This is a genomic window from Planomonospora corallina, from assembly GCF_042650625.1.
GTDB lineage: Bacteria > Actinomycetota > Actinomycetes > Streptosporangiales > Streptosporangiaceae > Planomonospora_B > Planomonospora_B corallina.
This window is the reverse complement of the sequence record NZ_JBHSBM010000042.1, coordinates 115,697-137,080: the sequence shown is the minus strand read 5'-3', so window position 1 is coordinate 137,080 and position 21,384 is coordinate 115,697. Positions and strand designations below refer to the sequence as shown.

The window sequence follows — 21,384 nt, the reverse complement described above, 5'->3', positions numbered from 1 at the left end:
TCGTAGTAGCTGTCCTCACTAGGTGTGAGACGCAGGCGCACGTCGATCTCCAGATGTGCGGGGATGGTCCGCAGAGAAGAGTAAGGGTTACCAGCGGAAATGCGAACTTCACCCGCTAGACGTCCGCTCTTCCCCCGATCGCTACCCCCACTGTGACCGGCGACACACCTTCCACGGGAGCTTTGACGGCATCTTTCCTCCCGAGCGGTTTGCTGGTGTTTGACCATGTTATGGCGAATACTGATCGCATATGGGGGCCCGCGAAGTATGGCGAGAGCGTCCGTTTCGTCTGCTCTGGTGGAGCCTGACGATCTCGGTGGCCGCCGACCACGTCTTCCCCATCGCCGTGGTGACCCTCCTCCTCCGGACCGACCCGGACGGCACGGCCGTCGGAATGGTCTTCGCCGGACGGCTGCTGGCACTGGTCGCCTTCGCCGTCTTCGGCGGAGTCTGGGCCGACCGGCTGCCCCGCAAGGCCGTGATGGCGCTCTCGCAGGCCGCACTGGTGCTGGTGGTCGCCGCGACCGCCCTCTGGCCCGCCCCCCATCCCGCCGTGCTCGGTGCCGCGGTCTTCATCGGCGGCGGCACCGAGGCCTTCTTCCGTCCCGCCTTCCAGGCGTGCCTCGCCTCCGTCCTGCCGAGGAACCTCCACCGCACGGGCGTCGGCATGACCAGCACCTCCTGGCGGATCGGCGCGGCCGCGGGCTCCGTCATCGGCGCGCTGGCGGTCACACTCCTCGACCCGCGGAGCACGCTCTGGCTCGCCGCGGCCGGCTTCACGGCCAGCGCCCTGCTCCTGCGCCGAGTCCACGAGCCACCGGCCGCGCACGAACTCCGGCTGCCGGTCTCCGTCGAGATCCGCGAGGGCGTGGCCGAAGTCTCCCGCCGCCCCTGGATGGCAGCCGTGATCTCCGTAACGGCACTGCACCAGACCTTCATCGTGGCCCCCGCCCAGGTGCTGCTCCCCGTCACCACCGCCTCGCCGTACCGGTCCGTGCTGGACGGCATGTACGGCCTCACCCTGGCCGCGCTCTCCCTGGGCGGCCTGCTCGGCGCGCTCGTCGCCATGCGCCTGTCCCCCCGGCGTCCCGGCCTCGTCGCCATGGTCGGGCTCCTGCCGTACGGCCTCGTGCCCCTGGCCCTGATGGAGCCGATCGTCCCCGGCTGGGTGTTCGTCTCCTACCTGCTGGCCGGGATCGGCCTGGAGATCTCCGCCATCGAGTGGATCCTCGGCATGCTCCGCACCGTCCAGCCCGACCGCCAGGCCCGGGTGGCCTCCCTGGAGTGGATGGCGGCGCTGAGCACGACCCCGCTCGCCCTCGCCCTGACGGTGCCGCTCTCCCGCGCCCTGGGATCCGACCTCTTCCTGACCGTCAGCGCCGCCACCGCGCTGCTGCCGCTCCTCGCCCTCCTCGTCCCCGGACTGCTTCTCTTCAACGGCGGCCCGCTCGGCGACGGCGGTGCCCTCGGCGGGAACAGCGCCTTGGACGAGCAGGGCACCTTCGACAAGCAGGGCGCGGGAACCGGCACGGGCAACGGGCCCGGCTCCCGATCCGGCTCCGGAACGGGAACGGGAACCGGTCAGGGCGTCAGATCCGGGTCCGGTGGAAGTTCAGATAGGAGCGGCTCGGGGTCGGACCCCGCTGGCCCTGGTAGCGGGAACCGTACTTCTCCGACCCATAGGGATGCTTCGCCGACGAGCTGAGCCGGAACATGCACAGCTGACCGATCTTCATCCCAGGCCAGAGCTTGATCGGCAGCGTCGCGACGTTGGAGAGCTCCAGCGTCACGTGCCCGCTGAAGCCCGGATCGATGAACCCCGCCGTGGAGTGGGTGAGCAGGCCGAGCCTGCCCAGGGAGCTCTTCCCCTCCAGCCGGGAGGCGATGTCGTCCGGGAGGCTGATGACCTCGTAGGTGCTGGCGAGGACGAACTCCCCGGGGTGCAGGATGAACGGCTCGTCACCCTCGGGCTCGACCATGCGGGTGAGATCGGGCTGCTCGGCGGCCGGATCGATGTGCGGGTAACGGTGGTTCTCGAAGACCCTGAAATAGCGGTCCAGCCGCACGTCGACGCTGGACGGCTGGATCATCTCCGGTTCGAACGGGTCGATGCCGACCCGCCCGGACTCGATCTCGGCGAGGATGTCACGATCGGAAAGCAGCACGTGGGCAACCTACCAACGGGCGCAAGACCGGGCGGGCACGAGGCGACCGGCGGCAGCGGAGCCGGACCTGGGCGGGAAACTCAAGCCCGCAGAAGGTCCAGAGTGGTCGCGGTTTCCGCTACAGTGGTGGGCGCGGCACGCCGCTGCGGGTGTAGTTCAATGGCAGAACATCAGCTTCCCAAGCTGACAGCGCGGGTTCGATTCCCGTCACCCGCTCCACACACCGAGGCCCAGGTCAGGAACATGATTCCGACCCGGGCCTTGATCTTTTTCTGAGCCTGTTCTCACTCGCGTGCCAGATCCGTGCCAGATCAGTTGATCTTGACACGGAGGACCACCGGCAAGGATGCCCACTGCGGCGGTGGCCCCACCGTGCTGTGACCTCAGTCCATGATCTGGTGGAGCAGACCAACGGCCGCCAACCAGACAGGCACGCCGACCGCGGGATTGGTCACGAACCCCGCAGCAACAGCGATCGCGGATGAGACGGCAAGGATGGTCACCCAGCGATGGGGTAGCCGCCCGTCTGCGCTGGCTGTAGACGCTTTGTTCGACGGAGGTCTCTTCCGTACGCTCATCGATACGTCCTCTCTTCAAATGCTGAATACCGAGGGACGCAAGAGCGGCTCCCTGCGCCAACAGGGAGCCGTTCGCCATCTCTGCGACCGGCGCGCCGCTCTCGCGTGGAGAGCAGTAAAGCAGGGCGGTGCGGCACCAGAACCTCTCGCAAGCACACGCCGGCAGGGCTTTTATCCCGTTATGCACCATATGGTCGTTCGGTGTCGGTAGGGCGCTCTAGAGTCGAAGCGCTTCCATGATCTGCTTCATCCGGCTTCCCTAGATCGGCCTTAACGATCTCCCCAAGAGCATCCGCGATCGCTCGGTCACGATCTTTCGCGGCGTGCAAGTAGATCAAGGCAGCCTTGGTGCTGGAGTGGCCCATCCGCGCCATCAACTCCTTGAGCGAGGCCCCGGTCATCGCGGCCAGAGTGTTGCCCGTGTGGCGCAGATCGTGGATATGGATTGCCGGAAGTCCGGCCTCTCTGATCGCCTTGGCCCAAACCTTCGTGAAGTTGCTCCGCCGGAGCTGCGCGCCCTTCTCCCCGACGAAGACCAGGCCGTCAGTCTCCGGCTCGCTGAACCGCTGGAGGTGCCAGGCCAGGTCACCCATGATGATCTCCGGCAGGGTGACCACGCGGGCGCCCGCATCCGATTTCGGCCGGCCGGTGAGCAGCTTCCCCGTCTTCATCTCCGAGACGGACGCCTCGATCCTGACAGTCCGCGCCTCAAGGTCGAGGTTGTGACGCCGCAGGGCCGCCAGCTCTCCCCACCGCATGCTGCCGAACGTCGCGAGGAGGACCAGGGCGCGGAACCGGGGAGGCACGGCACCGGCGAGCTTGAAGACCTCTGGCACCGTGAGCACGGGCCGTTCCTCCGGCCGCTCCACACCGGCGTTCTTGATCCGGCACGGGTTCTTCTTGATCAGGTCGTCCTCTACCGCCGTGTTCAGGATGCCCCGCAGCAGGCGGTACGCCTTGGCCACGGTGGACGCGCCGGGGCCGCCGTCGCTCAGGAGCTTGGTGTGCCACTGCCGAACGTGACGCGAGGTGATCTCGATCAGGAGCTTGTCCCCGAAGGCCGGAAAGATGTGCAGCCGGAGCAGACCCTCATAGAGCTGTGCCGTCTTGGGCCGGAGCGTCCGCTCACTCATCCACGAAGTCGCGTAGTCCCGGAAGGCGATCTTCCCCGCGTCCGGGTCCGTCCACTCCTGTGCGTGGATCTCCGCCTCCTTTCTGGTGAGCCAGACCTCCGCATCGGTCTTGCTCGGGAAGGTCTGCGGAGCCGTACGTTCCACGCCGTCAGGCCCGGCGTAACGCGCCTGGAAGCGCCCAGAGGGCAGCTTGCGAACGGCCCCGAACCGGCGACGGTGCCCCTTGTTGTTGCCGCCCATCAGACGGCCCTCCTTCTGCGTGTGGTGATCGGTTCGACGAGTCCCGACGCGATGAACGCCTCAAGCGCCGCTTCGGGGATGCGGACGTTGCGCCCAACGTGGACGAAAGTGATGCGCCGCTCTGCGATGAGGCGGCGGGGGAAGCGGACCGAGGTGTTCAGCCGTTCGGCCGCCTGCTCCACGGTGAGAAGCCGGCCCTGCGCCAGCTCGGGGAGACCCGGGGCCGGACTCTGTGTGCTCTTCCTGCTCATGCGGCCTCCCCGACTGCCGAAAGATCGGCGATGGGACACCCGTCCGCTTCGGCTTGCCGGGCGAGGAGGGTCGATCGCCAGCGTTGGCGGTCGGCGACCATGCGCAGCAGCCGCAGGGCGAGGGATGGAACGGTGCCGTCCCCAGCCGGTACGGGCTTCCAGACGTAGCGGTGCGGGTCGACCGGTTCATCGGCCAGGCCGAGGGCCTCCAGGACCCAGGTACGGCGGTCGCGCTTGTGCTCGGCGAGGGTCTTGTTCGACCACTTGCGGGAGACCAGGACCCGCCGGCCCGCGTAGCCGAGGTGTTCGGGCTTGTGTGCCTTGCCCCGGCACCGGCCCGGCGTCATGCCCGGCTTGGCGCCCTTGGGCTGCACGCCGTACCGCAGCCAGTTCGGGCACGACGGCGAGCACGGCTCGTAGCGCAGGGCCTCGACCAGCCGGGCCGCGTGATCCCGCCGGGCGGCGTCGTCGGTGTCGAGGCTCTCGCCGAGGGACTTGGTCAGGTACTTGGACAGGTAGCGGATGCACTGATCGGCGTCCGGAGTCCCGGCGAGCACGCCCTGAACGTCGACCTGGTCGCCGAAGCGGATCACGTGCAGCGGCTCGGCCTCGTCGTCGGTGTCGAGCCGGTCGAGCGCGTCATCCCAGGTGGGAAGCACTTCCCCGGTGCCAGGGTCGATGTAGTCGCCGGTCTGTCTGTCGGGGTAGGCGGTGCCGTCCTCCCGCTCCGGCCGTTCGACCCAGACAGGCAGGTGGTCACCATCGAAGCCGACCTCGTCGGCCGCCGGCCACCACACCTGGTGGTACGTCGCCGCCGCGATGGCCTTGATCTCCGCTCTCGGGAGGGTGCCCCGGATGGCCATGTGCAGGTGCGGCGCGAGCCGCTTCTGAGGTTCCACCGTGGCGAAGTACTGCACGTCATAGCCCGCGACCCGCCGCAGGTTCTGCACGAAGCGATCCACCAGCTTGGAGAAGTGCAGCGCGTCCCGCGCGGCCTGCCGGTAGTCGTAGCTCGCGGGATCGACGGGAACGCCCTGCCCGGCCCGGATACGGCCGTAGGAGGGCAGGGTGAGCGTGATGAACATCGACGGCCGGTAGACCGCGCCATCGGTGCCGGTGAAGGCCCGCCCGAGCGTGGTCGGGCTCATGGCCCGCTTTGGCAGGTCCGGGGCGTCCTGCCGTCGGCGGGTCGAGCGCGAGCGCCGGGAGACCTCCCGACCGGACAGATTGCCGCGCATCCCGGCCGCGTTGATCTCGGCGTCGATCTCCCGAATCGCCTCGTCCCAGTCGGCGATCTCGGCGGTATCGCCGTCCCGCTCGGCCGCATCCCGATGGGCCTGCACATCGGCACGGAACTCGATCAGCCACCGCTGCTGTTCGTCCGCCTCGTCCGGTTCGGCGACGGGCTCGGTCTCCAGGTGCCAGCCCTCGCGGCACTGGGCCATGCGCAGGTAGCGGTTCCGTTTGGCGCACGGCGGGCACTTGGCCTCCTGCGTGGCCCCGCAGGGGACGTTGACGTCCTCGCTTCGGCCGGTGCGGACGTCGAGGCGCCGCAGCACGATCGGCCGGATGCAGACGCCGTTGGCCTTGGCGATCTCCACCGCGACATCGAGGGCGACCGGCATCTTCTGCCGCTCGGCCCGGGAGAGGGAACGGTCGGTCGGGGTGGTCATGGGGTCACCTCCTCTCGGTGGATCTCGGCCAGCTCCGCCGCGAGCCGGTAGACGGCCCCGTACGGGTCGGCGGTCACGCGGATGTCGGACAGCTCGAAGGCCACCACCCGCTGCGTCCGGCGCGGCCCGAACAGCGCCAGCACGGGCCGCTCACACAGGCGGGTGATCTCCTCGTCGGTGCCGTAGAAGCAGACCCTCACGCCGCCACCGCCCCGGCCATCGCCCGGATGTCGGCATCGGAGACGTAGGCCGCGCGGACCCGGATCGGCTCCGGCGAGGCTTCCAGGCGCACGTAGCCGACGCCCGCGCCTTGCTGGGGGACGGGTGAGATGTGGTCGGCCAGCGCGCCCCGGTCGCGGGCGCCGTCACCGAGCACCATGTCCACCTGCTCCGACTCGTCCAACCGGAGCGCGATCTTGTCGGGGAACAGGTTGCGGATGTTCAGCACGTCTTTTCGGGGGTCCTGGAGCGCGGCCAGGACGCCGACGCCGACCGCCCGGCCCTGGGTCGTGAGCGTCGCCAGAGCTGCGGTGATGCGGAGCTTGAGGCTCTTGTCGGACTGGTAGGCGGTCAGGAACGCCACCTCGTCGACCACCACCAGGACGAACGGGTCCTCTGGTGTGGGGGTGTGGGAGCGCTGGAGGCCGGCGAACCGGTCGGCCCGCTCCTGCATCACCGCCACGGCGGCTTCCAGCAGGTCGGCGCACTCGGCCGGGGTCGCCGCGTACCGGCTCCCGAACAGGGACCGGCCGAAGGACAGCTCCATCCGCTTGGGATCCAGCGCCCAGATCTGCACCAGGCCCGCCCGCACGGCGGGGAGCAGGCCGCGAATGGTCGACCAGATGACCGAGCCCTTGCCCGCCCCGGTCGCGCCCGCGACGAGGACATGCGTGCCGTGGACCTTCAGCAGCCACGGTTGCCCGTCCTCGCGGGTGCCGACCCGAACCGGTCCCACCGATGCCTGCTCCGGGATCGGCACCGCTGGGAGAGGCGTGGCGAGCGGGTCATGCCGGGGGAAGATGAGCAGCAGTCGCCCGGCCCGTGCGATCGAGACCCGGCAGGAGCGGGCGCCGAAGCCGTGCGCGAGGTGGTCGAGCCGGTCGGCCCAGTCCTTGACCGCCTGGCCGTGCAGCATCTTCACGGTGACCACGTCGGCCCAGGAGGTGCAGCGCACCCGGATCAGGTGGGGGATGTAGTCCCGGCCGCGCAGGTGCCGCCCGAGCCCGGAGACGACCATCACGGCCTGCCAGTGCCGCCGGTAGATCCACAGGAAGCGCCAGAAGGCCAGCAGCCGCCAGCCTGCCCACCGCAGGAACGAGGGCCGGTGCAGCGAGCACCACAACGTCAGCGCGGTCACAGCGACCGCGACCAGGACTAGGCCCGCCCGCCAGCCGTACAGCCAGGCCACCGCACACGGGGCGGCGACGACGGCCGAGGCGACCGGATGCCGCCAGACCAGGCGGACCAGGCCGGCGACCAGGCGGGCGGCGAAGATGACGAGCGTGACGAACGCCGGGGTCCGCACCACGGCGGGGCGGAAGACCACGGCGGTATCGGGAGTGGTGGAGACGAGACTCTGGGTCTCGTCACCGGGCAGTTTCTTGAACATTAGGCTTGGCCTCCTCTTCTTGATGTGGAGTCAGGTGAGAGATCAGGGGCCGTCGGAAGTTGCCGCTTCCGACGGCCCCGCTCGCGTGAGGTCAGAGCGCGACCTGGCCGGGGAACCGCTCGGCGTGCAGGCGCTCGCAGTCGGCCAGGTAGCGCGTGGCGACCTTGACGAGTTCGCGCGCCAGGGACACGTCATCGCCGGTGACCGGCCCGCCGCCGGTGGTGGTGACGGTCACCTCGGCCTCAGAAGAGGCCAGGGTCAGAAACGGTCGCGTGTCCCCGGCGCGCAGGGCCAGGACCGACAGGTACGGCGTCTTGAAGGAGACGGCCAGCCGGGTCCGGTCCTCCTCGATCGACACCGAGGCGAAGGTGTAGGGCTCGTGCTCGCTCACGCCGCGCTCTCCTTACCGGCCGCCGCCTTGACCGCCGCCCCGGCCGTACGGGGCGGGCGCATGGACGTGGCGCGGATGGAGTAGGCCAGGCGGCCGGTGGACTGGTTGACGTACGGGGTGACGGTCATGCCGTCGAACTCCACCGGCACGAACGGCAGGCCCGGCAGCGCGGGCGGGACGACCGGCTCGACCGGCGACAGGATCTTGACCGAGACCGTCTTCTGGCCGGCCTTCACCGCCGGGTCGGCGTCCATCACCGCGACCTGCCAGACCAGTTCGCCGGTGGTCTTGTCCTTGGCGTAGACGGTCCGGCCGTTGCTGGAAGCGTCGAAGTCCTTGACCTGCTCGACCGCACCGACGATGTAGCAGCCGTGCGGGAAGACCTGCTCGAAGCTGATCGGAATGGGTCCCTGAATAGCCATGATCACTCCTTTCAAGAACGCCCTTCATTCGGACGTCCACTTGTGCGAACAAGTTGAGAGTAGGTGAAGCAACTCGTCCGCACAAGTGGTTAAGAGGTGTGGCGAGGCGACTTCAGCCGCGCAGCGGCAAGAGCTCGTATCAGGTACAGCGGAGGTCCCACCCGCTGTCGGTGCTGTCTGCGATCTCCACAATCGCTGCTCGGCTTCCGAAGCCCTCGTAGTAGTAAGCGGAGCGCTTCGACGGCTCCGGCATCCACACGGTGATAGCCACCGATGTACCCTCAATGCCTTTGATGTCCGCGCGATCGTAGTGCGCGGTCAGTTCGGGGCCAGTGAGCGAAGTCCGCAAGGTGAAGCGGGCCCGGTAGTCGCAGTGGTTGCCGTTGCCACGGATCGTGACGGACGCATCGGGGCTGCCGTACTCCAACCAATCCGTATTGGGCGGCAGAGGGTAGCGCTCGAACCGGCCGATCATGGCTTCCAGCTTCACATCATTGGCCCACATCGGAGCCATGATCAGAAGGGCCAGCAGAGCCACGCTGATCACCGGTACAAGCAGGACGAACACGCAGCCACCTCTCTGACTGCGCCAGAAGGACTGTCTCCTCAACGGCTCCTGCTCATCATCGAGCGTGGGGGCAACGCTCCGCATGGCACCACCCGGTGTCGGTTCACGTGACAGGGTAGACATCCTGCAACTCGTGAAGATCACCGGGCAAGGCCATGCTCATCACCATCAGCACGATGCCGGCCGGATCGTGCACCGTGGCCAGCACCCCGAGCACCGGCGCCGACGAGCCGAGCACCGCGGCTTCCTCCTCGGTGGGCATGCGCGCGGTCAGGCGTTCGGTGATGTGATCGAAGCGCAGATGCTTGACCGCCTGGAGATGCTGGCGGATGCCGCCCCGCAGCGGTTCGGGCTTGTCCAGGTCGGTGCCGAGCGCGATCTCCAGCGGGAACCAGAAGGTCTCCACCGCCGCAGGCCGGCCACCCTGGACGGCCACCCGCTGCCGCATGACCACCGGCGTCCGCTCTTCGGCGCCCAGCAGCCGAGCGATGTGCCGCGGAGCCGGGACGCGCCGCACGTCGGTGATGTTCTCGGCGCTCTCCGCCTGCCCGGCGGTCTCCAGGGCGGGGCGGATGCGGTCGGCCGAGGCTTCCGGGCGGCCTTTGACGAACGAGCCGCGCCCGTGCTCGCGCTCGATCCACCCTTGCATGGCGAGGGTCTGCAACGCCCGAACGACAGTGGTACGGCCGACGCCGAATTCCCGGACAAGCTGGGTCTCGGACGGCAGCATGTCACCGGGCGCGTATTCGCCCTCCTTGATGCGCTGCTGTATCGCCGTCATCACCTGGGCATACTTCGGCGGGGCGAAGTCCATGCTCATCTCAACCGCCCGATCACTCTTCCACTTGTCTGCATAAGCACAGTACCGGCCAAGCGGGAGGCTGTCAGGACCTCAAGCACCGGCGCCCTTTACCGGTCAGCGGACCAGACCGCACACCAGCGCCGTCCACATCTCCCGGCCTTTGCGGCACGGCCACGCATCGCTGTAGGCCACCACCCGGCGGCCGTTCTGGTCGACGGTGCGGCGGATGAAGGACAGCCCGCCGGCCTCGCACAACTCGTAGAAGGCCACCCGGTGCGCGTGGCAGGTCCAGGCCACCACCCGCACCCGGCCGAACCGCGCGCTGCCGTACCAGTCCAGCGCTTGGTGCCCGTCCCGGGCCGGAGGCAGGTGCAGGGACGGGCACGGCATCTCCCAGCCGAGCACCCGAGCATTCACGAGGTGACCCGCTCGAAGCGCACGGATCCGGCCGGGTCGACGGTCGCGATGAAGATGATCCGCCGGGACCAGTCGTCCGGGACGGTGCCGAAGTCGTAGACCCGCAACACGATGCGTCCCCACACCGTCACATCGGCCTGCGCGGTCTCGTCGGCCACGCGGCGCAGGGCCGTGCGCAGGGTGTCCATCGCCGTGGCCTGCCCCGAGGTGACCCCGCACGGCCCCAGCTCGTCGGCCCCGGCGGAGGTGGAGAACACCTCCCACTCGAACATCTCGACCACCTGGGCGGCCGGGTCGCCGCTCTCGCAGTACAGGCAGTCCTCACGCGCGGACATCTCCAGGTGCAGGCCCATGGCCGCCACGCATCCCCGGCGGGTGACGATCTTCCAGCCGCGCCCGTCGCATGCGGTGCACTTAACCGGTGTTGTCATGACCGAAATGATCTGCGGCCAGACAATCCGCGCCTATTCCACGCGGATATAGCACCGCGAGATATAGAGTCCCGCCTAGAGCGATGCACCACCTCGGGGACCGGCGACCGGAGGACGGGAATGCACGGAAGCGCTTTCGACCCGATCAAGATCCCAACGCAGGTATGGGACCGCGAACAAACCCGGGAAATCCTCAAACAACGGGACATAGCCGGACTGTTCAACCTCGCTGTCAAATACAGCGGCGCCACCCAGGTCCGCCTCAGCACCGCCACCGGTATCCCGCAAGGCCGCATCAGCGAGATCATCCGAGGCCGCCGCCAGGTCACCGACCTGGAGGTCTTCGAGCGCATCGCCACTGGTCTGGGCCTGCCCGATCATGCGCGCATGCTGCTCGGCCTGGCCCCGCTCGATGTCGCCTCCCCGACCGGCGACCACGAAGGCGAGCACCGCGAGCAGATCGAGGAACTGACCGCCCGGCTTGAAGCCTCCGCCGTCATCGACCCCACCATGGTCATGATCCTGACGATGGAGACCAACAATCTGCGCCTGATGGACCGCCGCGTCGGCGGAGTCGCCATCGCCGACAAGATGCGCGCCCACATCGCCCACATCGAGCGCGTCCACCGCCACGCCGTACGGCCCGGCCTCCGGGCCCAGCTCGCTCACGTCCTTGCCGAAACCGCGTCCCTGGCCGGATGGCAGGCCATCAACACCGGAGCCCTGGCCGACGCCTGGCAGCACTACGAGCACGCCAAGGCCGCCGCTCGCGAAGCCGACACCCCCGCCATCAGCGCCTACGTCTCCGGAGAACAGGCATACGTCCTCATGGACCTCGGACGGCCGGCCGAAGCGACCGAACTCCTCCAGCACATCCACGCCACCCACCGCGACCGCATCCCCGCCCGGCTACGAACCTGGCTTGCCGCCGCCGAAGCCGAGGCCGCCGCCATCCTCGGCGACGAGGCCACCTGCCGCACCGCGCTGGAACAGGCCGCTGCCCTGCTACCGGACGGGGCCGCCGACGCGGACATGCCGTACCTGTCGCTGGACCGCCACCACCTGGCCCGCTGGCGCGGCAACTGCCTGGTCCGCTTCGGCGACCCGGGCACCGTCGAGGATCTACGCTCCGCGCTGGCCGGGATGGACGGTACCTACAACCGCGCCGAAGCCGCGCTCCGCTGCGACCTCGGGCATGCCCTGCTGGCCGGCGGGGACCCCGAGGCCGCCCAGCCGCACATCCAGCGCGCCCAGCACCTGGCGACCATGACCGGCTCCCGCCGCCAGCGCAAACGCATTGAAGAACTGTCCCGAGCGGTCACCCGCGCCCTGTGCTGAGCCTCGCCTGAGCCGCATACAGCCCGATCAACGTCCCCGACGTCCAGATGTCACCCCGGGCAATCATCTCCGGGATCTCCGCCATCGGGATCCACTCGATGAGGTCCGCCTCCACCTCTTCACCGGTCGGCTTGCCGACGAGGTCAGCACCGCGGACAAGGAACAGGCTGTGCTCGGAATCGACCATGCCGGCCATCGGCTGATAGGTGACCAGGTGCTCTGTCTCCTTGGGCCGGTACCCGGTCTCCTCCTCCACCTCCCGGACAGCCGTCGTCATCGGATCCTCACCCGCATCGACCAGGCCCCCGGGCAGCTCCCAGCCCCACCGGTCGAACAGGAACCGGTGCCGCCACATCATCAGCACCCGGTCCTGCTCATCGACCACCACCGCGATCGCCGCCCGGTCCAGATGCACCGCGTGATGCTCGAACCGTTCCCCACCCGGGATCTCCACGTCCACCAGGCCGAGCCGGATCCACCGGTTGTCGTAGACCAGGCGTTCCCCGTGCACGATCCAGCGCGTCTGCTCTTCGTTGGTAGCCACACCGTGAAGTTACCGGCCGAGGTCGTCACCGTACATCTTTCTTCCAGGCCGGAACCCTCCGAAGGCTGGTGTGTGCGTGGACCCCGGTTCCACGCACACACCAGTAGGTCACTACTGCTTAGGGCCCTCCCCAATCGTGATCTTGATCTTGAGTCGCGCGATCTTGACGAGGGCCACCAGAATGACCACCACCAAGATCACCCAAAGAGGGGCTCCCAACTCCACGAGCAACTGGCCGAGGTCTACAACTCCCATGGGCGTCCTTCTTCCTGGAGAAACTTCGACGGAAGTCGACGCTCGGCGCTAAGTACATGTATATTGTGCGTGGGATTAAGCACTACTACATGTGCCGCGCCGAGACGTCGCACCTGCTAGGCCGGACCTCGCACGTCCGGCCTTCCCGCATTCTTTCTGAGTGAAGTCGCTCGCGCGTTCTAAAAAGCCAGCCTACTTCCCCCTGGTTAGAGAACTCTCACTATTCGGATAGCCCAGAGGCTGGTTTCTCTTCCGCCTCCTCCGTATCCGACATTTCTAACCCCTGGCTTCACTCAAGGCACTGCCGAATTGTTCTTGTAGGTATCAAGGCGGCGGCGCGGCGCGCCGCCGCACGGCCCAGCGTCGCGGACCCCGGCCGCGCTGCGGCCTGGGGGCCGGTCACGGCCGGGGCCGCACTCGGGCCGCGCACCGACCGCCGACCCCGCCGTTCCCTAACCAACCCGCCGCACAGGGGTTGCGCCGCCGCAGCGATCAGTAAATCCCGTCTCCGTTGATCCGCTACGGCCGGCCCGGATCGTTGCGGACCAGCAGGTATCCCCAGGCGGTGGAACCGTTCGGCATCGAATCCTCGTCGCTGTGCCAGAGCGTGAACGACACCGAGACGTACACCGCTTCCCGGTACCGCTTGCCATCCGGAGACTCGTACCCGGACATGGGATCCGGACCGTGCAGGCAGAGGCGGTACTACGCGCCGCCGGTGGTGACGCCCTTCAGCGCGGATCTATGCACAGCGATCATCCCGATGGCCATGAGCAGTCCGTATGCGATGAAGGGCCAGCCGTACGGTTGGCGGGGCGCCCATCCGAAGACCATCCCCGCCCCCACCAGAAGAATGGCTGTCGTCAGCGCCCAGCCCATCACCTGCCCCGCCAGACGAGTGCGCCGCCACGTCAGGAGGAGTAGCAGGCTCAGGGCCATGGCGATCCCCGGCCAGCCCATCTCGACGTACTGCCAACCGTAAGCGGGGTCATCGTGCCGCTGACCGATGATCGCGCCGTACACCGAGTCTCCGACGATGGAGAGTGGGAAGGCCACCACGACCATGGTCAGTACTCCGTACATGGCATCGCCGAGGTGGCCGTCTTGGGTCAGCCAGGTCAGCGTGAGCACGGCTGCGGCATAAGCGCAGGTGACCAACGCCACGGGTAGGCCGCGGAGGTGGGCCATGGCTCGAATCATAGGATGCCTTCCGGATCGGCTCCGTCATCGTCGTGAGCCTTCACCCGAGGGTACCTGGGCGAATATGCAGTTCAGAGGGCTGCTCGCGGTCGTCTCTCCGGCGGAGGGAAGGCGATCACCATCGGCAGCCGTTGTGGTGTCTTTACCGACACCGTGTAGCGCGCCCCTCACGATCGCCTGTCGGTGGCTGGTCACCGTACGGGGTCGGGGGCGATCGACGGTCCGAGGCTTCGTTCCTCAGCCTCGGCCCACCGGACACCGGGGCGACGCAGGTGCAAGGTCTCCGTGTAGACCGCGTGCCAGATCCGTGCCAGAACAGGCGGGGAACCGTGGTCACTCACGGACACTCACGGGCAACCGGCCCACCCTGACCTGCGCCCCCGTTTTCCCAGCTCAGCCCGGCGTGATCAGTAGCCGGTTCCCAAGCTGACAGCGCGGGTTCGATTCCCGTCACCCGCTCCACACACCGAGGCCCAGGTCAGGGAGAGAATCCCGACCCGGGCCTTGATCGTTTCTAGAGCTCTTTGATCTTCTCGGGCCATTGGCGGGCCATTAACCCGCCGGGACCAGCGCACCGGCCGGGCCGTCCTCGTCGTCATCGCGCCGGATGATCTGGCGATCGATCGCATCGGTGATCGTCCGATCGGCACCCCTTACGGCGTGCTGATAGATCATCGCCGCTCGCACGTTGTCGTGCCCCATCCGGGCCATCAGGTCCTTGAGCCCCGCGCCCGACTCGGCGGCGAGCATGTTGCCCGTGTGACGCAGATCATGGAGATGCAGGCCGAGCAGGCCCATCTCCCGGACCACGTCCACCCAGCGCGTGCGGGTGTTGAAGCCGCTGCGGCGGAGCGGTCCGCCCTTGGCGCCGGGGAAGACGAGCGCGCCGGGATCGGTCTGGACGTAGGTGTCCAGGTGTTCGCGGAGCGCCGGGACGATCCCCTGCGGGATGCCGACGATGCGCCGCCCGGCCTTGGACTTGGGCGGGCCGAGGACCAGCTCCCCCGTGGAGCGCTCGACGTAGGCCGCCCGGACGCGCACCGTCCCCGCGTCGAGGTCGAGGTCACTGCGGCGCAGCGCGCTCACCTCGCCCCAGCGCAGACTGGCGAAGGTGGCCAGGAGCACCAGGGCGCGGAAGCGCCGGTCATGGGTGCAGTCGGCCCGGCCGTCCATGCCCATCTTCCACAGCACCCGCTCGGCGGCGGCGCGGTTGCCGAAGACCTCGGGGTGGGTGCGCATCTCGCCGTGCCGCTGGAAGCGGAGCTGGTAGGCGTTCTCCTTGAGCTTGCGCACGTTGCCGACCGGTCGGCGGCCCACCAGGTCGGCCAGCTCGAAGACCTGTGCCACGGTGAGCACCGGCCGTTCCTGGGCGTGCTCGTCGCCGGCACCTCGGATCCGGCACGGGTTGCGCGGGATGATGTGGTCCTCTTCGGCCGCCGTCATCAGTACGGCCCGCAGCAGGCGGTACGCCTTGGCCGCCACGGAGACCGAGACCCCGTTGCCGAGCAGATCGGCCCGCCACTGCCGGATCATCGCGGTGGAGAGCTTCCCGATGGCCGCGTTGCCGAGATGCGGGGCGATGTGCTTCTTGAGGAGCCAGCGGTAGAGGTCGACCGTGCGAGGCCGGAGGCCGGGCCGCTGGGAGATCCACGTCTCGGCGTAGTCCTTGAGCTTGACCTTGCCGCGCTCCGGGTCGGTCCACTCACCCCTGATGATCTGCGCCTCGATCAGCGACAGCGCCCGTTCGGCGTCGCTCTTGCGCTCGTACGTCTCGGTACCGCTGCGCATCTGCCCGTCCGGGCCGGGGTACCGGATCTGGTAGCGGCCGGACTCACGCTTGCGGATGTTGCCGAAACGTCGGCGACCATCTCTGTTGGCCATCAGGCGGCCCTCCCGGTGACGTCGGAGGCCGCCAGGGGTTCGACCGTCCCGGCGGCGATGAAGGCGAGCAGGGCCGACTCCCGGATACGGACGTGTCGGCCGATCTTCACGAACTCGATCCGGCGTTCCGCGATCAGTCGGCGGACGAAGCGCTCGGAGGTGTGCAGCAGTGCGGCGGCCTCATGGGCCTTGAGAAGTTCGTCCAATGGGTTCTCCCGTCAGGCGGCCAGCGGAGTTGCCGAAAGATCTTGTTGTCCCGTCGCTCTCGCCTCCGCCTGCTGCATGGCCCTGCGCCACCGCTGGCGTTCGGAGATCTGCCTGAGCAGGCGGCGGGCACGGGGCAGTAGGTCGGGGTCACCGGCCACGACCGGCCGCCAGGCGTAGCGGTCGGCGGGCTGGTCGTCGGTGAGGCCGAGCGCTTCCATCACCCAGGCCCGCCGGTCGGCCTTGTGCTCGCGGAGGGTCTTGCCGGACCACTTGCGGGAGACCAGGACGCGGCGGCCCGCGTAGCCGAGGTGTTCGGGCTTGTGGGCCTTGGACCGGCAGGCACCGGGCCGCATGCCCGCCTTGGCGTTCTTGGGCTGCACGCCGTACCGGAGCCAGTTGGGGCAGGTCGGCGCGCACGGCTCGTAGCGCAGCACGTCGGCCAGGCGCTGCACGTGGCCCCGCTGGGCGGCCGTATCGGGAGTGTGGCACTCGCCGACCGACTTGGTCAGGTACTTGCCGAGGTAGCGGATGCACTGGTCGGCGTCCGGGGTCCCGGCGAGCACGCCCTGAACGTCCACCTGGACGCCGAAGCGCAGCACGTGGAACGGCTCCGCGCCGGAGTCGGCGTCGAGCCGGTCGAGGGCCTGGTCCCAGGTGGGCAGCAGCTCCCCTGTCGCCGGGTCGAGGTAGTCGCCGGCCTGCCGGTCCGGGTACGGCTCCGCCCGCTCGGGCCGGTCCGCCCAGACGGGCAGGTGGTCGCCCTCGAAGACGACCGTCTCGACCGGAGGCCACCACACCTGGTGGTAGGTCGCGGCGGCGATGGCCTTGACCTCCCTGCGCGGCAGGGTGCCCCGGATCGCCATGTGCAGGTGCGGGGCGAGCCGCCGCTGTGGTTCGACGGAGGAGAAGTACTGCACGTCATAGCCCGCCACCCGCCGAAGGTTCTGCACGAACCGGTCGACGAGCTTGGAGAAGTGCAGCGCGTCGCGGGCCGCCCGGACGTAGTCGTAGGTGTCCGGGTCGACGGGGGTGCCGTCCTGCCGGACCCGGCCGTAGCCGGGCAGGGTGAGCGTGACGAACAGCGACGGCCGGTAGGTCTTCCCGTCCGGAGCCGTGAAGGTCTGCCCCACGGTCCGGGCCTCACGGGTCCGCCTGGGCAGGTCGGGGGCGTCCTGCCGCCGCCGGGTCGAACGGGCGCGCTTGGGCCTGTCGTCGGGCAGGATCTCACCGCGGACCCCGGCCGCTCTGATCTGGGCGTCCAGGTCGGAGATGACCGCGTCGAGGTCGGCGGTGGAGTCGCCGGCCTCTTCCATCCGGTCCCGCGCCGCCTGGAGGTCCGCCCGCCGTTCGACGAGCCGCCGCTGTTCCTCGTCGGGATCGCTCTTGACGACGACCGGCTCGTGGTCGAGGTGCCAGCCCTCCCGGCACTGGGCCATGCGGAGTTGCCGGTTCCGCTTGGCGCAGGCCGGGCACTTGCTCTCCAGGGTCGCGCCGCACGGCACGTCGACGATCTCGGCCCTGCCGGTCGCCAGATCGATCCGCTTGAGCGGCACGGGCCGGATGCAGACGCCGTTCTGTACGGCCACCGCCTCCAGGACCTCCAGAGCGGAGGGCAGGACGGTCTTCACCAGCCGGGCCGGGGACTCCGGGAGCGTGGTCTCTGCTTCGGTCATTCGCTCTCTCCGATCTCCGGGAAGGCGAGCGCCCGCTGTCCGCACTCCTGGCACTCGACCAGGCCCCGGACGGGGTCGAGCCAGAGCGCGTTGAGGGTGCCGCAGATCGAGCAGCGCAGGTTGTCGAGGAAGTGGGCCAGACTGCTCATGCCATCGCCTCCCGCCTGTCGTTGATGTCCCGGACCGCCCGTGATCTCATCGCCGCATGCAGCAGGAGGAACGGACGCCACTGGTCTGGACGGAATCGGCCGGCGGCCCCCTGGCCGTGATCGAACGGCAGGCGCTGGACGACTGGACCGGCTACGGAGGCGACTACGAGCGGGCCTGTGAGGTCGAGGTCGTCGATGTGATCACCTTCGGCGAGAGCCGCAGGGCGCTCATCTTGTGGGACGAACCGGCCGCCACGGCCTTCCTGCCGGAGGTGAGAACCTTCGTCCAGTGGCTGTACGCCGACCCCGGTACCGACGCCGCCCGTGCCGCCCGGGACACCACAGGCGTCGTATGGGAAGCAGGACCCGTTTTCGAGGTCGCCGGACCCCTCGTCTTGCTGGATGCCGCCATGCCGGGAACGGATGTCACGATCAACCGGCCTGCCCGTGACGCCTCCAGCGCGGAGGCCGTCAACGTCGAGCTCCCGCCCGGCAGGTACCGGGTGGAGTGGGCGGACGTGGAGCCCGACGAGCGGTCCTGCTTCCGGCTGTACCGGCTCGTTCCTCTCGGCGAGGCATGACAGGAACTCCATCAGGCCGCCTCCCCGGCCAGGTGTTCCCTGACCATGTGCCGGATGTCGGCGTCGGAGACGTAGGCCGCTCGGACTCGGATCGGGTCGGGACTGGTTTCGAGCCGAACGAACCCGACACCCGCGCCCTGCTCCGGGATCGGCGAGATGTGATCGGCCAGCGCGCCCCGGTCGCGGGCACCGTCGCCGAGGACCATGTCCACCTGTTCGGACTCGTCGAGCCGGAGCGCGATCTTGTCGGGGAACAGGTTCCGGATGTTCATGACCTCCTTGCGCGGGTCCTGGAGCGCGGCCAGGACGCCGACGCCGACCGCCCGGCCCTGCGTGGTCAGGGTGGCGAGCGCGGCCGTGATGCGCTGCCGTAGTCCTTTGTCGGACTGGTAGGCGGTCAGGAACGCGACCTCGTCGACGATCACGAGGATGAACGGGTCGTCGACGGTCGGGACGTGGCTGCGCTGGGCCCCGGCAAACCGGCCCGCCCGTTCCCGCATGACCGAGACCGCCTCGTCGAGCAGGTCGGCGCACTCCTTGGGATCGGCCGCGTACCGGTCGCCGAAGACGGCGCGGCCGTAGGACAGCTCCATGAGCTTGGGGTCCAGCGCCCACAGCTCCACGAGCCCGGCCCGGACGGCGGGGAGGAGCCCGCGGACCGCCGACCAGATGACGGAGCCCTTGCCTGCTCCGGTGGCCCCGGCGACCAGGACGTGAGTCCCGTGGACCTTGAGCCGCCACGGTTGCACGTTCTCCTGCCTGCCGACCTCCACCGGGCCGACCGAGGGGGTCTCGGGGACGGAGACGGCCGGGAGCGGTACGGCCAGCGGATCGCAGCGGGGGAAGGTCAGCAGCAACCGGCCGGCGCGGGCCACGGTGACCCGGCAGGAGGCGGCGCCGAAGCCGTGGGCGAGGTGTTCGGTCCGGTCGGCCCAGTCGGTGACGGCCTGCCCGCTGAGCATCTTCACGGTGACCACGTCGGCCCACGAGGTGCAGGTGACCTTGAGCAGGCGGGGCAGGCAGTCGCGGCCCCGGAGGTGACGGCCGAGCCCGGAGATCATCATCACCGGTTGCCAGTGCCGCCGGTAGACCCAGACCAGCCGCCACCAGGCGAGCAGCCGCCAGCCGATCCAGGCGTTGAAGGTCGGCCGGTCGAACAGCGCCCAGGGGCCGAGGACGGAGAGGGGGATCGTGACCGCGACCAGGGCGACGCGCCAGCCGTACAGCCAGCCGAGGACGGCGGGGGCGGTGAGCACGGCCAGGGCGATCGGGTGACGCCAGGTGAGCCGGACGAGGCCGGCCAGGAGCCGCCAGGCGAAGATGACGATGGTGATGATCGCCGGGGTCTGGACGACGGCCGGGCGGAAGACGACGGCGGTGTCAGGGGTGGTGGAGACGAGGGTACGGGCCTCGTCGCCGGGCAGTTTCTTGAACATTAGACTTCAGCTCTCTCTTGAATCGCATCTGGGGAGACGAGGGGCCGCCGGAAGGACCAGTTCCAGCGGCCCCGTTTCCATGTCAGGCCGCGAGGCCCGTGCCGTCGGGCATGCCGTGGAAGGAGCGTTCGACCGAGCGGGCGAACGTCTGCGCCTCGCGGGCGAGCTGGCGGGCGAACTCGACGTCGGCGGCGGTCACCCGGTCGCCGGCGGTGGTGGTGACCAGGACCGAGACGGCCCCAAAGTCCAGCGCCAGGACCGGCGTGCGGGCCGGGTAGGGGTGGCTGGTGGCGCGAGCGCCCCGGCCGGTGTTGAGGTTGATGATGCTGACGCGGTGGTTCCTACGACGGGTCATCAGGCGGCGTCCTTCGCGGTGGTGGCGGTGGCGGGCTTGGCGGGAGCGGTACCGGTGCGCGGGGCGCGCATCTCGCGGACCTTGATCGAGTAGGCGAGGCGTCCGGTGCCGTTGACGTAGGGCGTGACGGTGACGTGGTCGAACTCGACCGGAGTGAAGGGCAGGCCCGGCATGGGCGCCGGGGGCACGGGCTGGACCGGGGCGAGGATCTTGACGGCGACGGTCTTCTGTCCGGGCTTGACGGCCGGGTCGGCGTCCATGACCGCGACCTGCCACACCAGCTCTCCGGTGGACTTGTCACGGGCCTGGACGAACCGGCCGTTGGTGGAGGCGTCGAAGTCCTTGACCGCCTCGACCTCCCCGACGACGTAGCAGCCGTGCGGGAAGACCTGGGCGAAGGTGACGGGGATGGGGCCTTGCAGAGCCATGAAGATTCCTCCTGTCGAGTGATAGGCACTTAATCTATCAACTGACTTGAGAGTACGGCGGCCAACTTGGTAGGTCAAGTAACTAGGCAGAGATGTTCGGCCAGACAGACCGCTCGGGCGGACATAGAGGACTTCACCGCCATCTGCCCCGACGGTAACGGTACATAATCTCGATCATGAAGTCTGATGGCACCCGCCGGGGCAACGGTGCATGGCTCCTCTGGCTGGGGAGCTTCTGGCTGGTCGGAGCAGTGTTCCTGGTCGCGCTGACCTTCGTGGACATCTTCATGGCGTGGTGGGAAACGGATCACATCTTGATGTGGAGCCCAACCCTCAGCGCTTTGTCACCCGATCCCTTCACCCGCAAGGAATGGCTCGCCATCGTCGCCCTGGTCGGCGGCGGCGGCATACCAGTGATCGGGCTGGTGATCTCTCTGGTGAGGAGAAGGATGGCGGTAGCGTCGGTGTTCGCCGCCTCTTTGGCGGTTCTGACCATCGCGGTCATCCGCATGGCCCCGGGGCCGTTCGCCCTCCGCTACATCGATTACGCGATCGTCGCCCCTTCGATATGCGAGGCATCACCGGACAGTTCCGCAGAGGTTCCCTGGTTTTGCGATTGAGCAGTGACAGCCTTCGTCGGCCGGAGCCGCCAGTCCC

At 68.8% G+C, this 21,384-nt stretch carries 26 protein-coding genes and 1 tRNA gene; 5 read left to right on the top strand and 22 right to left on the bottom strand.

What is annotated here, in order from left to right; genetic code table 11:
- The first annotated feature begins 250 nt into the window (after positions 1 to 250).
- Entirely contained in the window at positions 251 to 1,705 is a 1,455-nt protein-coding gene (locus ACFOWE_RS29225; RefSeq protein WP_377293478.1) for an MFS transporter, read from the top strand.
- On the opposite strand, the gene dcd is transcribed toward ACFOWE_RS29225, so the two are convergent.
- The gene (dcd, locus tag ACFOWE_RS29220) at positions 1,590 to 2,165 is read right to left on the bottom strand and encodes a dCTP deaminase (RefSeq protein ID WP_377293476.1); all 576 of its coding nucleotides are present in this window, start codon (positions 2,163 to 2,165) and stop codon (positions 1,590 to 1,592) included. The two genes, ACFOWE_RS29225 and dcd, sit on opposite strands and share 116 nt — an antisense overlap.
- 145 nt (positions 2,166 to 2,310) lie before the next feature.
- Here dcd and ACFOWE_RS29215 point away from each other — a divergent pair.
- Positions 2,311 to 2,384 (top strand) — tRNA-Gly (locus ACFOWE_RS29215).
- Between the two features lie 538 nt (positions 2,385 to 2,922).
- On the opposite strand, the gene ACFOWE_RS29210 is transcribed toward ACFOWE_RS29215, so the two are convergent.
- The 11 genes from ACFOWE_RS29210 to ACFOWE_RS29160 all read right to left on the bottom strand — a co-directional run bounded on the left by ACFOWE_RS29210 (position 2,923) and on the right by ACFOWE_RS29160 (position 10,680).
- Positions 2,923 to 4,116, bottom strand: a complete 1,194-nt coding sequence (locus ACFOWE_RS29210; RefSeq protein WP_377293474.1) for a tyrosine-type recombinase/integrase — start codon at positions 4,114 to 4,116, stop codon at positions 2,923 to 2,925.
- Positions 4,116 to 4,367 (bottom strand): excisionase family DNA-binding protein, encoded by a 252-nt coding sequence (locus ACFOWE_RS29205; RefSeq protein ID WP_377293472.1) that lies wholly within the window; start codon positions 4,365 to 4,367, stop codon positions 4,116 to 4,118. Before ACFOWE_RS29205 ends, ACFOWE_RS29210 begins: the two co-directional genes overlap by 1 nt.
- The gene (locus ACFOWE_RS29200; RefSeq protein WP_377293470.1) at positions 4,364 to 6,040 is read right to left on the bottom strand and encodes a replication initiator; all 1,677 of its coding nucleotides are present in this window, start codon (positions 6,038 to 6,040) and stop codon (positions 4,364 to 4,366) included. Before ACFOWE_RS29200 ends, ACFOWE_RS29205 begins: the two co-directional genes overlap by 4 nt.
- On the bottom strand, positions 6,037 to 6,240 hold the full coding sequence (locus tag ACFOWE_RS29195; protein ID WP_377293468.1) for a hypothetical protein: 204 nt from the start codon (positions 6,238 to 6,240) through the stop codon (positions 6,037 to 6,039). Before ACFOWE_RS29195 ends, ACFOWE_RS29200 begins: the two co-directional genes overlap by 4 nt.
- Entirely contained in the window at positions 6,237 to 7,649 is a 1,413-nt protein-coding gene (locus ACFOWE_RS29190; RefSeq protein WP_377293466.1) for an FtsK/SpoIIIE domain-containing protein, read from the bottom strand. Before ACFOWE_RS29190 ends, ACFOWE_RS29195 begins: the two co-directional genes overlap by 4 nt.
- Positions 7,650 to 7,740: 91 nt before the next feature.
- Positions 7,741 to 8,040 carry a hypothetical protein gene (locus ACFOWE_RS29185; protein WP_377293464.1) on the bottom strand — a complete coding sequence of 100 codons (300 nt, stop codon included), beginning with the start codon at positions 8,038 to 8,040 and terminating at the stop codon, positions 7,741 to 7,743.
- Positions 8,037 to 8,462 (bottom strand): plasmid replication, integration and excision activator, encoded by a 426-nt coding sequence (locus tag ACFOWE_RS29180; RefSeq protein ID WP_344861213.1) that lies wholly within the window; start codon positions 8,460 to 8,462, stop codon positions 8,037 to 8,039. The genes ACFOWE_RS29185 and ACFOWE_RS29180 overlap by 4 nt, the downstream gene beginning before the upstream one ends.
- A gap of 139 nt (positions 8,463 to 8,601) precedes the next feature.
- Positions 8,602 to 9,030, bottom strand: coding sequence for a hypothetical protein (locus ACFOWE_RS29175; protein ID WP_377293462.1), 429 nt, complete (start codon positions 9,028 to 9,030; stop codon positions 8,602 to 8,604).
- Between the two features lie 103 nt (positions 9,031 to 9,133).
- On the bottom strand, positions 9,134 to 9,850 hold the full coding sequence (locus ACFOWE_RS29170; RefSeq protein WP_377293460.1) for a GntR family transcriptional regulator: 717 nt from the start codon (positions 9,848 to 9,850) through the stop codon (positions 9,134 to 9,136).
- A 96-nt stretch (positions 9,851 to 9,946) separates the two neighbouring features.
- Positions 9,947 to 10,249, bottom strand: coding sequence for a hypothetical protein (locus ACFOWE_RS29165; RefSeq protein WP_377293458.1), 303 nt, complete (start codon positions 10,247 to 10,249; stop codon positions 9,947 to 9,949).
- Positions 10,246 to 10,680 carry a hypothetical protein gene (locus ACFOWE_RS29160; RefSeq protein WP_377293456.1) on the bottom strand — a complete coding sequence of 145 codons (435 nt, stop codon included), beginning with the start codon at positions 10,678 to 10,680 and terminating at the stop codon, positions 10,246 to 10,248. The genes ACFOWE_RS29165 and ACFOWE_RS29160 overlap by 4 nt, the downstream gene beginning before the upstream one ends.
- 120 nt (positions 10,681 to 10,800) lie before the next feature.
- Here ACFOWE_RS29160 and ACFOWE_RS29155 point away from each other — a divergent pair, with 120 nt between their 5' ends.
- Entirely contained in the window at positions 10,801 to 12,018 is a 1,218-nt protein-coding gene (locus tag ACFOWE_RS29155; protein ID WP_377293454.1) for a helix-turn-helix domain-containing protein, read from the top strand.
- On the opposite strand, the gene ACFOWE_RS29150 is transcribed toward ACFOWE_RS29155, so the two are convergent.
- The 7 genes from ACFOWE_RS29150 to ACFOWE_RS29120 all read right to left on the bottom strand — a co-directional run bounded on the left by ACFOWE_RS29150 (position 11,999) and on the right by ACFOWE_RS29120 (position 17,927).
- The gene (locus ACFOWE_RS29150; RefSeq protein WP_377293453.1) at positions 11,999 to 12,562 is read right to left on the bottom strand and encodes an NUDIX hydrolase; all 564 of its coding nucleotides are present in this window, start codon (positions 12,560 to 12,562) and stop codon (positions 11,999 to 12,001) included. The two genes, ACFOWE_RS29155 and ACFOWE_RS29150, sit on opposite strands and share 20 nt — an antisense overlap.
- 111 nt (positions 12,563 to 12,673) lie before the next feature.
- Complete coding sequence (locus tag ACFOWE_RS29145) at positions 12,674 to 12,817, bottom strand: hypothetical protein (RefSeq protein ID WP_377293451.1); 144 nt, start codon at positions 12,815 to 12,817, stop codon at positions 12,674 to 12,676.
- A 705-nt stretch (positions 12,818 to 13,522) separates the two neighbouring features.
- A complete protein-coding gene (locus tag ACFOWE_RS29140; RefSeq protein WP_377293449.1) occupies positions 13,523 to 14,005 on the bottom strand; it encodes a hypothetical protein in 483 nt (160 codons plus the stop codon).
- Positions 14,006 to 14,569: 564 nt separating this feature from the next.
- Entirely contained in the window at positions 14,570 to 15,898 is a 1,329-nt protein-coding gene (locus tag ACFOWE_RS29135) for a tyrosine-type recombinase/integrase (RefSeq protein WP_377293447.1), read from the bottom strand.
- Complete coding sequence (locus ACFOWE_RS29130) at positions 15,898 to 16,104, bottom strand: helix-turn-helix domain-containing protein (protein ID WP_189236974.1); 207 nt, start codon at positions 16,102 to 16,104, stop codon at positions 15,898 to 15,900. Before ACFOWE_RS29130 ends, ACFOWE_RS29135 begins: the two co-directional genes overlap by 1 nt.
- A gap of 12 nt (positions 16,105 to 16,116) precedes the next feature.
- The gene (locus tag ACFOWE_RS29125; protein ID WP_377293445.1) at positions 16,117 to 17,778 is read right to left on the bottom strand and encodes a replication initiator; all 1,662 of its coding nucleotides are present in this window, start codon (positions 17,776 to 17,778) and stop codon (positions 16,117 to 16,119) included.
- The gene (locus tag ACFOWE_RS29120; protein WP_377293443.1) at positions 17,775 to 17,927 is read right to left on the bottom strand and encodes a hypothetical protein; all 153 of its coding nucleotides are present in this window, start codon (positions 17,925 to 17,927) and stop codon (positions 17,775 to 17,777) included. The genes ACFOWE_RS29125 and ACFOWE_RS29120 overlap by 4 nt, the downstream gene beginning before the upstream one ends.
- Positions 17,928 to 17,983: 56 nt before the next feature.
- Here ACFOWE_RS29120 and ACFOWE_RS29115 point away from each other — a divergent pair, with 56 nt between their 5' ends.
- Positions 17,984 to 18,508 (top strand): Imm21 family immunity protein, encoded by a 525-nt coding sequence (locus ACFOWE_RS29115; protein WP_377293441.1) that lies wholly within the window; start codon positions 17,984 to 17,986, stop codon positions 18,506 to 18,508.
- 11 nt (positions 18,509 to 18,519) lie between these two features.
- Here ACFOWE_RS29115 and ACFOWE_RS29110 read toward each other — a convergent pair whose 3' ends face one another.
- The 3 genes from ACFOWE_RS29110 to ACFOWE_RS29100 all read right to left on the bottom strand — a co-directional run bounded on the left by ACFOWE_RS29110 (position 18,520) and on the right by ACFOWE_RS29100 (position 20,727).
- Entirely contained in the window at positions 18,520 to 19,944 is a 1,425-nt protein-coding gene (locus tag ACFOWE_RS29110) for an FtsK/SpoIIIE domain-containing protein (RefSeq protein WP_377293439.1), read from the bottom strand.
- A gap of 82 nt (positions 19,945 to 20,026) precedes the next feature.
- Entirely contained in the window at positions 20,027 to 20,299 is a 273-nt protein-coding gene (locus tag ACFOWE_RS29105) for a hypothetical protein (RefSeq protein WP_189236977.1), read from the bottom strand.
- Complete coding sequence (locus ACFOWE_RS29100; RefSeq protein ID WP_377293437.1) at positions 20,299 to 20,727, bottom strand: plasmid replication, integration and excision activator; 429 nt, start codon at positions 20,725 to 20,727, stop codon at positions 20,299 to 20,301. Before ACFOWE_RS29100 ends, ACFOWE_RS29105 begins: the two co-directional genes overlap by 1 nt.
- A gap of 176 nt (positions 20,728 to 20,903) precedes the next feature.
- Here ACFOWE_RS29100 and ACFOWE_RS29095 point away from each other — a divergent pair, with 176 nt between their 5' ends.
- Complete coding sequence (locus tag ACFOWE_RS29095) at positions 20,904 to 21,347, top strand: hypothetical protein (RefSeq protein ID WP_377293435.1); 444 nt, start codon at positions 20,904 to 20,906, stop codon at positions 21,345 to 21,347.
- The last annotated feature ends 37 nt before the right edge of the window (positions 21,348 to 21,384 follow it).

Coding starts and splice junctions, on each gene's coding strand:
- ACFOWE_RS29225 (WP_377293478.1), top strand. CDS start 251: ATGGGGGCCCGCGAAGTATGGCGAGAGCGTCCGTTTCGTCTGCTCTGG.
- ACFOWE_RS29210 (WP_377293474.1), bottom strand. CDS start 4,116: ATGGGCGGCAACAACAAGGGGCACCGTCGCCGGTTCGGGGCCGTTCGC.
- ACFOWE_RS29205 (WP_377293472.1), bottom strand. CDS start 4,367: ATGAGCAGGAAGAGCACACAGAGTCCGGCCCCGGGTCTCCCCGAGCTG.
- ACFOWE_RS29200 (WP_377293470.1), bottom strand. CDS start 6,040: ATGACCACCCCGACCGACCGTTCCCTCTCCCGGGCCGAGCGGCAGAAG.
- ACFOWE_RS29190 (WP_377293466.1), bottom strand. CDS start 7,649: ATGTTCAAGAAACTGCCCGGTGACGAGACCCAGAGTCTCGTCTCCACC.
- ACFOWE_RS29180 (WP_344861213.1), bottom strand. CDS start 8,462: ATGGCTATTCAGGGACCCATTCCGATCAGCTTCGAGCAGGTCTTCCCG.
- ACFOWE_RS29170 (WP_377293460.1), bottom strand. CDS start 9,850: ATGAGCATGGACTTCGCCCCGCCGAAGTATGCCCAGGTGATGACGGCG.
- ACFOWE_RS29160 (WP_377293456.1), bottom strand. CDS start 10,680: ATGACAACACCGGTTAAGTGCACCGCATGCGACGGGCGCGGCTGGAAG.
- ACFOWE_RS29155 (WP_377293454.1), top strand. CDS start 10,801: ATGCACGGAAGCGCTTTCGACCCGATCAAGATCCCAACGCAGGTATGG.
- ACFOWE_RS29145 (WP_377293451.1), bottom strand. CDS start 12,817: ATGGGAGTTGTAGACCTCGGCCAGTTGCTCGTGGAGTTGGGAGCCCCT.
- ACFOWE_RS29140 (WP_377293449.1), bottom strand. CDS start 14,005: ATGGCCCACCTCCGCGGCCTACCCGTGGCGTTGGTCACCTGCGCTTAT.
- ACFOWE_RS29135 (WP_377293447.1), bottom strand. CDS start 15,898: ATGGCCAACAGAGATGGTCGCCGACGTTTCGGCAACATCCGCAAGCGT.
- ACFOWE_RS29125 (WP_377293445.1), bottom strand. CDS start 17,778: ATGACCGAAGCAGAGACCACGCTCCCGGAGTCCCCGGCCCGGCTGGTG.
- ACFOWE_RS29120 (WP_377293443.1), bottom strand. CDS start 17,927: ATGAGCAGTCTGGCCCACTTCCTCGACAACCTGCGCTGCTCGATCTGC.
- ACFOWE_RS29115 (WP_377293441.1), top strand. CDS start 17,984: ATGCAGCAGGAGGAACGGACGCCACTGGTCTGGACGGAATCGGCCGGC.
- ACFOWE_RS29110 (WP_377293439.1), bottom strand. CDS start 19,944: ATGTTCAAGAAACTGCCCGGCGACGAGGCCCGTACCCTCGTCTCCACC.
- ACFOWE_RS29105 (WP_189236977.1), bottom strand. CDS start 20,299: ATGACCCGTCGTAGGAACCACCGCGTCAGCATCATCAACCTCAACACC.
- ACFOWE_RS29100 (WP_377293437.1), bottom strand. CDS start 20,727: ATGGCTCTGCAAGGCCCCATCCCCGTCACCTTCGCCCAGGTCTTCCCG.
- ACFOWE_RS29095 (WP_377293435.1), top strand. CDS start 20,904: ATGAAGTCTGATGGCACCCGCCGGGGCAACGGTGCATGGCTCCTCTGG.